Consider the following 11951-nt stretch of genomic DNA (forward strand, 5'->3'; position numbering starts at 1 on the left):
ACCGGCCCGCTCGCCGCTGCCGACCCGGCCGCCGTGACCGTCCGCTGAATCCCCCTACCCGACCCGTCCAGGAGTTCCCGATGACCGTCGACCAGAACACCCTCCGCCGGCGCGGCCTCGGCCTGCGCGCCCACGACCCCGCGCGCAGCTGGGGCGGCTACACCCTCTACACCCCGATCGCCGGCCCCGGCGACGTCCACCTGATCGACATAGAGGGCCGCCCCGCCCACACCTGGCGGCTGCCGCACCCGCCCGGGCGGCACGCGCAACTGCTCGCCAACGGCAACCTCTTCTACCAGGGCAAGGACACGAACAGCCCCAGCCTCTTCCCGATCTGGGACGTCTACCACGGCGGTGTCCTCCAGGAGATCGCGCCCGACGGCACGGTGGTGCGCGAAGTCCGCCACCCCTATCACCACCACGACGCCTCCGTGCTCCGCAACGGCAACCTGCTCGTGCTCGGTGTCGAACCGCTCGCCGCCGCCGACGCCGCCCGGATCCGCGGCGGCATCCCCGGCTCCGAGGCACCCGGCGGAGTGATCCACGGCGACGTCGTGTACGAGCTGACCTGGGACGGCGAGGTGGTGTGGCGCTGGGCAGCGATCGAGCACCTCGACCCCGAACAGACGCCGCTCAACGCGCACTTCGCGCGCGAGCACTGGCCGATGGCCAACACCGTCAACGAACTCCGTGACGGCGGGGTCGTGGTGGGTTTCCGCAGCGCCTCCACCGCGGTGGCGATCGACCGTGCGGACGGTTCGGTGCGCTGGCGGATCGGCCCGGACGTGCTCGCCCAGCAGCACTACCCGCACGAGCTCGCCGACGGACACATCCTGGTCTTCGACAACGGCACCTACCGGGACACCACCTCGGTGCCCTACTCGCGCGTCGTCGAGATCGACCCGGCGGACGGCCGAACGGTCTGGACGTACGAGGACAACCCGCCGCAGAACTTCTACAGCCCCTACATGTCCAGCGCCCAGCGCCTGTCCAACGGCAACACCTTCATCGCCGAGGGCTCCTTCGGCCGCCTCTTCGAGGTCACCCCCGACGGCGACGTGGTGTGGGAGTTCGTCGTCCCCGAGTTCGGTGCCTTCGGCCAGGGCGTCGGCCTGGAGTCCTCCCGTGGCGCGCAGAACGCCGTCTTCCGGGCCTACCGGTACTCCGCCGAGCAGATCCCCTGGCTCTGACACCGGTCCGACACTCCGGGTTGCGGCCGGGGCGCTCCCGCGTCCCGGCGGCTCCGGCAGGGCACCCGCGAGGCCGAGAACGATGACGACCGACGGCCGAGGACCTCGTCCCCGTGTACGCGCCCCGACCGCTTGTGGCGGAACCAGGTGGTCCCGACCGGCGGAATCAGCCCGCTCGCCCAGACGGGTCGGGCGCGTGCGGGGAGAGGTGGGCAGTCGGGGCGGACGGCTCGGCGCCCGGTGGGGTGACCGGCAGGCCGGCGGCCGCCCAGGCCTGGAAGCCGCCGATCACGTCGGTGGCCCGCCACAGTCCGAGCTGCCGCAGCGAGGCCGCGGCGAAGGAGGAGGCGTAGCCCTCGTTGCACAGCACGATCACCCGCAGGCCGTGGCCGGTGGCCTGGGGCAACCGGTAGGGGGACTGCGGGTCGAGGCGCCACTCGAGTTCATTGCGTTCCACGACGACCGATCCGGGGACGAGACCGTCGCGGTCGCGCAGTGCGCCGTACCGGGTGTCCACCAGCAGTGCCCCTTCCTCGCGTGCGGCTGCGGCGGCCTGGTCCGGTGTCAGGCGGCCCAGGCGGTGCCGGGTCTCCTCCAGCAGTTTGTCGACGCTCTTGGGGTTCCGGTCATGATCACCACTCCTGTGACTGCTCGGTCTTCGCCAGCCGCAGGATCCGGTCGTCGCGGGTGTACCGGCGCATCAGGGGCAGCGGGGGATAGTAGACGTGGACGGACACGGCGTGTTCGGCCCGGGACGGATTCACCACCTGGTGGACGTGGTGCGGGCCGAAGGCGCGGCCTCGGCCGGCGGGGAGCTCCCGGTGGCGGTCCACGCCGTCGGCCAGCTCCAGCACCTGCCGGCCCAGGTGGGGCAGCTCCACGGCGATCGAGCCCTCGCGCAGCAGTCCCGCCGCGGTGGCGAAGGCGCCACGGGATCCGCCGTGGTCGTGCCAGCCGGTCTCGGCGCCCGGAGGCCACCCGATCACCCACGCTTCGGCGCCGCCGGGCGCGGGCAACGAGATCCACGTGCGTTCCTCGGACCTGCGAGGCACCCTGCCCAGGATCCCGGGATCGGCCGCGGCCCGGTTAACGAATGCGAGCAGCTCGTCGGCGGTCGGCCCGTCCGTGTGCGCGGCGGGGATGCTCCAGGCGGAGCTGGATACGGCGATACCGGATGTGTGGAGCAAGGAAACTGTCCTGCGGTGGGGGCGCCCGGTCGCGGGCTGCGGATGGTGACGCGGTCCGGAGCCGGCCGATCGGGTACGCGGGGGTGCACGAGTGCAGGCCGCGACAGGTGTACCTGGGAAAGCGCTGGCGGAGTGCCCGGAAGACTCGAAGGCTGCGCTGCGATCAGACGGCGTTGCGACAACACAGGCAGCCGGCGTACCGGACGGTGTCCAGGTGCGTGCGCCGGAAGAGCCTGAGGTCGATGGGTCCCACGATCGGCAGTGAACCAGGAGACCGTGACACGGTCAAGCACGACGGTCCCGGGGGGCGGGGCGCAGCACCTCCACGACCGGTAGGACTGGGACGGGAGAACCGCCCCGCGCACCGGGCCGGCCGCTCGCCCCCGGGTGTCCGGCCGGTGCTTGCGCAGCCGCTGGGGCGGCCTGCGCAGCGAAGCCGTCACCCTCGATGAGGACCAGCTCGGCAGCGGCACCACCATCACCGGCCAGCAAGAGGTCAAGCTGCTCGTTCCTTGAAGCCCGGCAGCCGGGGCGTGCGGGCGATCGAGCGCGAGGGCCGGTTGCTGAGCTGGGCGAGGAGGATGTCCTTGCGACCGTCCGGTGGCTGGGCGGTGCTGGTGTGGCCGGCCTCCTGAGGGTCGGTATCGGTGATGCCGTCGCCGGGCCGCCCTGGCATGGGAGCGGTGGTGTGTCCGCGTACGAGCACCCCTCCAAGGGCAGGCACCGCCCCCGCCAGCGCGGCTCCTCGGCCCCGTCGTCCGCCGCGGCCGAGTAGCTTCTTGACCCTCACACGGTGTCAGGCGCTGAACTCGGAGACCTCATGTTCACCATCGGAGACTTCGCCCGGCACGGCCGCGTCTCGGTCCGGATGCTGCGTCACTACGACGCGACCGGCCTGCTGCGTCCGGCCCACGTCGACCCCGCCACCGGCTACCGCCACTACACGGCCGCCCAGCTTGCCCGCCTCAACCGCATCATCGCGCTCAAGGACCTCGGTCTCTCCCTCCGGCAGGTCCAGGAGATCCTGGACGAGAGGGTCACCACCGAGGAACTGCGCGCCATGCTGCGCCTGCGACGGGCCGAGTTGGAGGAGGCCATGGCCGCAGCGGCGGCACGGCTGGTGCAAGTCGAAGCGAGGCTCCGAGCAATCGAGAGCGAGGGGTGCATGCCCATCAACGACGTCGTCATCAAGAGTGTTCCGGTCGTGCGGGTAGCCGAGCTGACCGCGATCGCGGCGAGTTTCGACCCCGAGGACATCGGTCCGGTCATCGGGCCGCTCTACGGCGAGTTGTTCCGGCGCCTGGATGCTGCGGGCATCACTCCCGCGGGTCCCGGTGTCGCCTACTACGAGGACGCCCCGGAGGGCGACGGCAAGATCACGGTTCACGCCGCCGTGCAGGTCTCCGCCCCCCTCCGGGACGGTGCCCTCCGGGTGCTCGACCTGCCGCCCCTCGGCGAGGCGGCGACCATCGTGCACCGTGGTTCGATGGACGCCGTGCTGCCTGCGGCCCAGGCCCTGGCCCGGTGGATCGACGAGAACGGCTACCAGGCGGCCGGACACCCCCGGGAGATCAACCTGGAGTGCCCGGCGAACCACGACGACTGGGTGACGGAACTCCAGGCTCCCGTGACCCGGATCTGACCGACGACAACGGCCGGGTGTCGGGTACCGCCGCACCCGGTCACTCGATCGAGCGTGGTACGAGCCGCCTCGGGCTTCGCCCGGGATCCCGCCGCTGGTGGAACCGCCCGAGCGCCCCGGCCGAAGCGTAGCGTTGTCGCGCCGCCAGACCGGTCGCCCCCTCCGGGCCCGGCGTGCGCGGTCCTTGTCCTGCCCGGGGCGGCGGGCGCCTTGGTGACTGACCGTCGGGGGCTGCTGCGGCGCGTGGTGGGCTCTGCCTGTCGGCCGGGTGCGGTACGGTCCCGTCTGCACTGGGGCAAGCACCGGTCCCGTCCCGCGAGCAGCGCGGGGCGGGACCGTTTCCGTCGGGCGGATCCGGCGGCGTCGACCGGGCGGCGGGCGGGGTGTTCCCGTCCCTCCTGGTCCTGCTGGCCGAGTGGGTACTGTGTCCCGCCCCGGGCGCAGCGCTGGTCTGCACCCCATGATTTGAACGGAACTGCCCGGGCGCCCGGACGGTCTCGGGAAGGGGCGACCGGCGGCCGACGGTCAGTGTTCGGCGGCGGTCGCCAGGCGGTGGTCGTGGACGCGGAGCTGGAGGGTGGCCAGGTCCAGCAGCGGGGTCTTGATGCCGAGGGTGCGGGCCCGGGCGGTCAGGTCGCCGAGGACGTGTTCTCCCTCGGTGGGCAGGCCGGCAGCCGTGTCGCGGTAGAGCGAGGCGGTGTCGGTGGAGCCCTCGAGGGTCAGGCCAGCGGTGATTCCGGACAGCTGTGCCTCGGTGAGAGGGTGGCCGGCCGCCTTCGCCACGGCGGCCGTCTCGGCGAGCAGTGCGGGCCCGAGCCAGGCGCCGCCGGCGGCGACGATATCGCCGACCGTGCCGCGCATCAGTGCGGTCAGCGCGCCCAGGGTGCTGATGAAGGCCCACTTGTGCCACATCGCGGTGCGGACGTCGGTGGAGACGGTGAGGTCGAAGCCCGCGCCGGAGAGTTCCCGGCCCAGCCGCTCGATCCGGGCGCTCGAGCCGCCGGCGAGCTCGCCGATCGCCATGTCGCCGACCGTGGTGCCGTCGAGCGTGCCCAGGATCCGCACGTCGCCGTCGGCGTCGAGGGAGGCCATCACCTTCACCACCCCACCGAGTGCCGTCGTGCTGCCGAAGCGCTCGATGACGGCGTCCAGGTGGGCCAGGCCGTTGAGGAACGGCAGCACGACCGTACCGGGGCCGATGGCCGGGGCCAGGTCGGCCAGTGCGCGGGGCAGCGCGCGGGCCTTCACCGAGAGCAGCACCAGGTCGTAGGCGCCGTCGAGCTCCCCGGGCAGCACCAGGGCCGGCCGCAGCACCTCCTCCGTGCCCGGTCCGACGATCCGCAGCCCCCGCTCCCGCAGCACCTCCGCCCGGCGCGGCCGCACCAGGAAGGTGACGTCCCGTCCGGCCTGCGCCAGCCGCCCGCCGAAGAACCCTCCGGTGGCCCCTGCTCCCACGACGAGAATCCGCACCGTATCGCTCCCCGTTCCGTGCCGCCGGCTGCTGCGCCGATGCATGATCGACCGTTCGGTGCACCAGCCAACGGAACCGCTGGGCCGGCTATTCCCGGGCCGGTGTCACGGGCTCGGCCGGTAGTAGGCGTCGACGGGGGCGCGTGCCTCGTCGAACAGGGCCGGGCCGTCCTGCGCCACCGTCGGCCAGTCACCCGACTGCGGGTTGAGTTCGACGAGTTGTTCGGTGGAGAGGGCGTGGACGACCCGGCCGATGCCGGAGCGGACGATGCCGCCGGTGCACATGCCGCACGGCTGGCAGCTGGTGTACATCGTGGTACGGGCGGCCGTGTCCGGGTCGAGTTCGCGGGCCGCCCAGCGGGCCAGCTTCAGTTCCGGGTGGGCGCTGATGTCGTTGTCGCGCCGTACCGTGTTGTGGGCTTCGGCGAGGACCGTGCCGTCCGGGCCGACCAGCAGGGAGCCGTACGGTGCGTCGCCCAGGGCGACGGCGGCGGCCGCGATGCCGATCGCGCGGCGCAGGAACGCCTCGTCGGTGGGTGTGATCATGATGCCGTCCTCCAGTGGGAAGCCACCTCGGTGAGCGCCTGCCAGGCCGTACGGGGTCGGCGGGTCTCCTCCGGGTCTCCGTGGTAGGGGTCGAGCACGACGGTGTCCGCGCCGAGCAGGCGGAGCTGCTCGAGGTCGTCGAGGACCTGCTCGATGGTGCCGACGCCGGCGATCCGTGCGGGGTCGTCGACCGGAGTTTCGGTCAGTCGCAAGGCGATGCGGGGTGCGAAGGCCGGCAGCGCATGGTCCGTCAGGACCGTGCGCATCCGGGCCACGGAGAGCCGCAGCGGATGCCAGGCGTCGCCGAACCCGGCGGCACGCCGGAGCGCCGCCGCACTGTGGCCGCCGACCCAGACGGGAACCGGGGTGGCACCGGCCTCGGCCTCCGTGCGCCGGACGTCCCGCAGGGTGCCCAGGTACTCGTCGGTCAGCCGGCCGCGCGCGGTGAACGGCACGCCGAGTGCGTCGAACTCCTGACGGGCCCAGCCGACGCCCACCCCGAGGACGAACCCGCGGTCGTTGAGCCGGTCGAGGGTGGTGGCCATCCGGGCCACCAGCAGCGGATGCCGATAGGGCAGGACGAGCACGGTCGTGCCCAGCCGCAGCCCCTTGGTGAGGCCGGCCAGCCAGGACAGCGTCGTGAACGGCTCGTAGAACGGTTCCGGGTAGCGCTCGGCCACGTCCGGGGTGACGGCCACATGGTCCGACACCATGAGGAGGTCGAAGCCCAGCCCCTCCGTGATCTGCGCCCATTCACGCAGTACGCCGGGATCGGTACCCGGTCCGAAGTTCGGTACGTTGACGCCGAGTTCCATGATCCGAGGCTATCGCGGCGATCACCGCACGAGGAACCGGTCTTTCCCGGCAGTGGCGGGTTTCTCCCGTGGCTCTGCCGGTAGAGTCGCGTCATGGCCGTGAATCTCGACGACATCGACTGGGCGATCATCGAACAGCTGCAGCGAGAGGCCCGGATCTCCCTCAGCGAGCTGGGGCGGCGCGTGAAACTCAGCTCCTCGGCCACCACGGAACGGGTGCGGAACCTGGAGTCCCTGGGCGTCATCACCGGCTACCACGCGGTGGTGGACCTGGCCAAGGTCGGCTATCCCGTACTCGCCGTCGTCCGGCTGAAGTACCCGGGCAACCGCCACCAACCGCTGCGCCGGCTGCTCGCCGAGCGGCAGGAGATCCTGGAGTGCCTGCGTACCACCGGTGACGACTGCTACACCCTGAAGGTGGCCGCGACCTCGATGGAGCATCTGGAAACACTCGTGGACGAGCTGGCCGGCTTCGGCAGCACGACCACCAGCGTCGTCTACAGCCAAACACTGCCCTGCCGCGGACCCGACCGACCCTGACGGCAGCCGGTCCGCCCGGACCCCCGAGCCGGTGGACACCGCCCCGACCGGCCGCCCGCGCGGTCCGCGCTCCGCAGGCAGCATTGTGCGCGACCGATCCGCCGGGTTACGGTGCATCAGGTTCAAGAGCGTCAGTCGCGCAGCCCCGGCTTCCCGACCTGGCCACCCCCTCACGATGGGGCTCCGGGTGAGGCCCGGTGGGCCGGCGACGGCGCCGCGAGCGCGAGTTCGGACCAGACGGAGGTGACGACGGTGCAGAGGACCACTGAGGTGCGCACCGCCGCCGTCCGTACCCGGTGCCGCGCGGTCGCCACCTTCTCCCGGCGCCACATCGATCTGCTGCGCATCGCCGCCGCGCTCTGTCCGATGTAGCTGCCGGTCTCCGCACCGGCCACCACCGCCTAGCCCCTCCATACCTCCGCCGACCCTCCGGCCGCGACCGACCGCGGGCACGGACGCCGTTCGGCGCACCACGGGAGCAGCACGCCCATGCCTCGATCGTCACCCGCCCCCCTCCACCTGGCCGTCGCCCTGGACGCCGCCGGCTGGCACCCCGCCGCCTGGCGGGAGCCCGGTGCCCGCCCCGCCGAACTGTTCACCGCCCGCTACTGGGCCGACCTGGTCGCCGAAGCCGAGCGCGGGCTGCTGGACTTCGTGACCCTCGAGGACTCCCTGAGCCTGCAGTCCTCGCTGCCGGACGGGCCGGACGGACGGACCGACCAGGTGCGGGGCCGGCTGGACGCAGTGCTGGTCGCCGCCCGTGTTGCGCCGTTGACCCGTCACATCGGGCTGGTCCCGACCGCCGTGGTCACCCACACCGAGCCGTTCCACGTCTCCAAGGCGATCGCGACCCTGGACTTCGTCAGCACCGGGCGGGCAGGGGTCCGGTTGAAGGTCTCCGGACGCGCCGACGAGGCAGCGCACTTCGGGCGCCGCACCGTGCCCGCACTGCCGGCCGAAGGCCTCGCCTCGGCCGAGGGCCAGGCCCTGGTCGCCGACCTCTTCGACGAGGCCAACGACTACGTTGAGGTGCTCCGCAGGCTCTGGGACAGCTGGGAGGACGACGCGGAGATCCGTGACGTCGCCACCGGCCGCTTCGTCGACCGGCGGAAGCTGCACCACGTCGACTTCGTGGGACGCAGGTTCAGCGTGCGGGGACCGTCCATCACCCCGCGCCCGCCCCAGGGCCAGCCCGTCGTCGCCGCGTTGGCGCACGACACCGTGCCGTACCGGCTGGTGGCCCGCTCGGCCGATCTCGGATTCGTCACCCCGCGCGACGACGAGCACGCCCGGTCGATCGTCACCGGGATCCGGCGGGAGCAGGCGGCCGCGGGCCGCGCCGACGAGACGGTCCACGTCTTCGGCGACCTGCTGGTGTTCCTCGACCGCAGCCCGGGCGCCGCAGCCGACCGCAGGGCCCGGCTGGACGAGAGCACCGGTGCCGCCCACACCGGCGACGCGGAGGTCTTCACCGGAACGCCGGAACAGCTCGCCGACCTCCTGCAGGAGCGGCAAGGGGTCGGTCTCACCGGCTTCCGTCTGCGGCCGGGAGCCCTCCCGCACGACCTGGAGCAGATCACACGGTACCTGGTGCCCGAACTCCAACGCCGCGGCGCCTTCCGCACCGCGTACGAGGCGAACACGCTGCGCGGACTGCTCGGCCTGCCCCGTCCCGCCAACCACTACGCCACCACGGCCTGAGACCGGGCCGGAAGGACGCCACGACCATGGGCAAGCCCCTCAAGCGGATCCACCTCGCCGCGCACTTCCCCGGCGTGAACAACACCACGGTGTGGAGCGACCCGGCCGCCGGCAGCCAGATCGACTTCAGTTCCTTCGTCCACCTCGCCCGGACCGCCGAGCGCGCCAAGTTCGACTTCCTCTTCCTCGCGGAGGGACTGCGACTGCGCGAACAGAACGGCGAGATCCACGACCTGGACGTCGTCGGCCGGCCCGACACCTTCACCGTCCTCGCTGCACTGGCCGCCGTCACCGACCGGCTGGGACTGGCCGGGACGATCAACTCCACGTTCAACGAACCCTACGAAGTGGCGAGGCAGTTCGCCTCGCTGGACCACCTGTCCGCCGGACGCGCGGCGTGGAACGTCGTCACCTCCTGGGACGAGTTCACCGGCGAGAACTTCCGCCGCGGCGGCTTCCTGCAGCAGGAGGACCGCTACGAACGAGCCCGTCAGTTCCTCGCCGCCGCCGTGGAACTCTTCGACTCCTGGCAGGGCGACGAGATCGTCGCGGACAAGCAGTCCGGGGCCTTCCTCCGCGCCCCGGACCCGGGCCGGTTCGACCACCGCACCGGCCAGTTCGACATCGCCGGGCACTTCGACGTCCCGCGCAGCCCGCAGGGCAGACCGGTGATCTTCCAGGCCGGCGACTCCGACGAGGGCCGGGAGTTCGCGGCCTCGGCCGCGGATGCGATCTTCACCCGCCACGGCACCCTGGCGGCCGGCCGGGCCTTCTACACCGACGTCAAGCGACGGCTGGCCCGTTACGGTCGCTCTCCGGACGAGCTGAAGATCCTGCCCGGTGTCACCTTCGTCCTCGGCGACACGGACGCCGAGGCGCACGAGAAGGCCGCGTTGATCCGCCGGCAGCAGGTCAGCGGGCAGACCGCGATCAGGCTCCTCGAACAGCTCTGGAACCGTGACCTCAGCGCCTACGACCCCGACGGGCCGCTGCCCGCCGTGGACCCGCTGCCCGGCGAGCACACCGTCGCCCGCGGCCGGGCCTCCGTGCGGATGTTCGGCGACCCGATCGCCACGGCGGCCGAGTGGCGGGCCCTGGCCGAGGCGAAGAACCTCTCGATCCGCGAGCTGATCATCGAGGTGACCGGACGCCAGTCCTTCATCGGCACACCGGCGGCGGTCGCCGGAACGATCGACGAGTTCGTGCAGACTGACGCCGCCGACGGGTTCATCCTCGTCCCGCACCTTACGCCGGGCGGCTTGGACGAGTTCGCCGACACCGTCGTCCCGCTGCTCCAGGAGCGGGGCGTGTTCCGTACCGAGTACGAGGGCGGGACGCTGCGCGACCACCTCGGGCTCGCCCACCCCCGGCCGGCCGGCACGAACGCCCGGGCGGCATCGTGAAGTTCCTGGCCATCACCCTCATCGTGCACGCCCCCGATCCGGTGACCGGTGTGCAGAAGTCGACCCACGACCGCTTCCGCGAGGTCCTGGACAACGCGCTGCTCGCCGAGGAGCTGGGATTCGACGGATTCGGCGTCGGCGAGCGCCACGAACGGCCCTTCATCTCCTCCTCCCCGCCCGTCGTCCTCAGCCACATCGCCGCCCTCACCCGGCGGATCCGCCTGTTCACCACGGTGACCACGCTGAGCCTGCTCGACCCGGTGCGCGCCTACGAGGACTACGCCACCCTCGACCACCTCTCCGGCGGCCGCCTCGAACTCGTCATCGGCAAGGGCAACGGCACTGCCCAACGCGAGCTCTTCCGCGTCACCCCCGAGGACCAGTGGGAGCGCAACGCCGAGTCGTACGAACTCTTCCGCCGGATCTGGCGGCAGGAGAAGGTGACGTACTCGCCCCGCTTCCGCCCGGAGCTGATCGAGGCGGAGGTCCTGCCCCGGCCGTTCCAGCAGCCGATCCGGGTCTGGCACGGCAGCGCGACCAGCCGGGAATCCGTCGAACTCGCGGCCCGCCACGGGGACCCGCTCTTCTCCGCCAACGTCACCCATCCGATCGGGCCCTACGCGGAACTCGTCCGCCACTACCGGCAGCGGTGGGAGCACCACGGCCACGACCCGGCCCTGGCCGTGGTCGGGGCCGGTACCGCCGGCTACTACGCCGCCCGCACCTCGCAGGAGGCCCTCTCGGTCTACCGGCCGGTCTTCGAGGGCCGGCTGGCCCTCCAGAAACAGCTCGGCCTGGAGCCCGTCTTCGAGACCCTCGACGACTTCGTCGAACGCAGCTCCGCGCTGATCGGCAGCCCGCAGCAGGTGATCGAGAAGGTGCACCGCTACCACGAGCAGTTCGGCCACAGCGTGCTGCACCTGCACGCCGACGCCGACGGCCTCCCGGACGCCCGGCACCGGGACAGCCTCGAACTGTTCCAGTCCGACATCGCGCCCGCGCTCCGGCGCGCGATACCCGACCCGCCGTGGCCCTGGGGGCCGGTCGAACCCATCGAGCCCGCCCCGGCACCGCACTGACCCGAGGACCACGCATGGCGAACACCCCCCTCACGGTTCTGGACCTCGTCCCGATCAGCTCCGGATCCACCGCGGCCCTGGCCCTGTCCAACAGCATCGACCTGGCCCGGCAAGCCGAGCGGTTCGGCTACACCCGCTACTGGTTCGCCGAACACCACCTCAACCCCGGCGTCGCGGGCGCTTCGCCCGCCGTCGTCCTCGCCCTCACCGCGGCCGCGACCTCCACCATCCGGCTCGGCGCCGGTGCGGTCCAGCTCGGGCACCGCACCGCCCTCTCCACCGTCGAGGAGTTCGGACTGCTCGACGCGCTGCACCCCGGCCGGTTCGACCTCGGCCTCGGCCGCTCAGGGGGCAGACCGCTACCGGCCGCCCGGCGCC

13 protein-coding genes are annotated in these 11951 nt (G+C 72.3%); 7 read left to right on the forward strand and 6 right to left on the reverse strand.

Annotated elements, in window-relative coordinates; genetic code table 11:
- The first annotated feature begins 80 nt into the window (after positions 1–80).
- Positions 81–1190: an aryl-sulfate sulfotransferase gene (locus ABZ641_RS15035; protein ID WP_359982043.1), complete on the forward strand. Its 1110-nt coding sequence runs from the start codon at positions 81–83 to the stop codon at positions 1188–1190.
- A 166-nt stretch (positions 1191–1356) separates the two neighbouring features.
- Here ABZ641_RS15035 and ABZ641_RS15040 read toward each other — a convergent pair whose 3' ends face one another.
- The 3 genes from ABZ641_RS15040 to ABZ641_RS15050 form a co-directional block, all read right to left on the reverse strand.
- Entirely contained in the window at positions 1357–1791 is a 435-nt protein-coding gene (locus ABZ641_RS15040) for a rhodanese-like domain-containing protein (protein ID WP_359982073.1), read from the reverse strand.
- 31 nt (positions 1792–1822) lie between these two features.
- Positions 1823–2359, reverse strand: coding sequence for a cysteine dioxygenase (locus tag ABZ641_RS15045; protein ID WP_359982075.1), 537 nt, complete (start codon positions 2357–2359; stop codon positions 1823–1825).
- Between the two features lie 514 nt (positions 2360–2873).
- Complete coding sequence (locus ABZ641_RS15050; protein ID WP_359982046.1) at positions 2874–3053, reverse strand: hypothetical protein; 180 nt, start codon at positions 3051–3053, stop codon at positions 2874–2876.
- A 144-nt stretch (positions 3054–3197) separates the two neighbouring features.
- On the opposite strand from ABZ641_RS15050, the gene ABZ641_RS15055 reads away from it, so the two are divergent.
- The gene (locus tag ABZ641_RS15055; protein WP_359982049.1) at positions 3198–4019 is read left to right on the forward strand and encodes a MerR family transcriptional regulator; all 822 of its coding nucleotides are present in this window, start codon (positions 3198–3200) and stop codon (positions 4017–4019) included.
- A gap of 525 nt (positions 4020–4544) precedes the next feature.
- On the opposite strand, the gene ABZ641_RS15060 is transcribed toward ABZ641_RS15055, so the two are convergent.
- From ABZ641_RS15060 to ABZ641_RS15070, 3 genes are all read right to left on the reverse strand, one after another.
- Positions 4545–5489: a 2-dehydropantoate 2-reductase gene (locus ABZ641_RS15060; protein ID WP_359982052.1), complete on the reverse strand. Its 945-nt coding sequence runs from the start codon at positions 5487–5489 to the stop codon at positions 4545–4547.
- A gap of 105 nt (positions 5490–5594) precedes the next feature.
- Positions 5595–6035, reverse strand: coding sequence for a nucleoside deaminase (locus tag ABZ641_RS15065; protein WP_359982055.1), 441 nt, complete (start codon positions 6033–6035; stop codon positions 5595–5597).
- On the reverse strand, positions 6032–6850 hold the full coding sequence (locus ABZ641_RS15070; RefSeq protein ID WP_359982058.1) for an LLM class flavin-dependent oxidoreductase: 819 nt from the start codon (positions 6848–6850) through the stop codon (positions 6032–6034). Before ABZ641_RS15070 ends, ABZ641_RS15065 begins: the two co-directional genes overlap by 4 nt.
- Before the next feature lie 93 nt (positions 6851–6943).
- Between ABZ641_RS15070 and ABZ641_RS15075 the strand changes: the two genes are divergently transcribed.
- The 5 genes from ABZ641_RS15075 to ABZ641_RS15095 form a co-directional block, all read left to right on the forward strand.
- Complete coding sequence (locus ABZ641_RS15075; protein ID WP_359982061.1) at positions 6944–7390, forward strand: Lrp/AsnC family transcriptional regulator; 447 nt, start codon at positions 6944–6946, stop codon at positions 7388–7390.
- A gap of 489 nt (positions 7391–7879) precedes the next feature.
- Complete coding sequence (locus ABZ641_RS15080) at positions 7880–9091, forward strand: LLM class flavin-dependent oxidoreductase (protein ID WP_359982063.1); 1212 nt, start codon at positions 7880–7882, stop codon at positions 9089–9091.
- A 26-nt stretch (positions 9092–9117) separates the two neighbouring features.
- Positions 9118–10494, forward strand: coding sequence for an NtaA/DmoA family FMN-dependent monooxygenase (locus ABZ641_RS15085; RefSeq protein ID WP_359982065.1), 1377 nt, complete (start codon positions 9118–9120; stop codon positions 10492–10494).
- Positions 10491–11573, forward strand: a complete 1083-nt coding sequence (locus ABZ641_RS15090; RefSeq protein WP_359982068.1) for an LLM class flavin-dependent oxidoreductase — start codon at positions 10491–10493, stop codon at positions 11571–11573. Before ABZ641_RS15085 ends, ABZ641_RS15090 begins: the two co-directional genes overlap by 4 nt.
- A 14-nt stretch (positions 11574–11587) precedes the next feature.
- Positions 11588–11951: LLM class flavin-dependent oxidoreductase (locus tag ABZ641_RS15095; protein ID WP_359982070.1), on the forward strand; the 364-nt coding region annotated here is incomplete at its 3' end.

The organism is Kitasatospora sp. NPDC007106 (assembly GCF_040634455.1).
GTDB lineage: Bacteria > Actinomycetota > Actinomycetes > Streptomycetales > Streptomycetaceae > Kitasatospora > Kitasatospora arboriphila.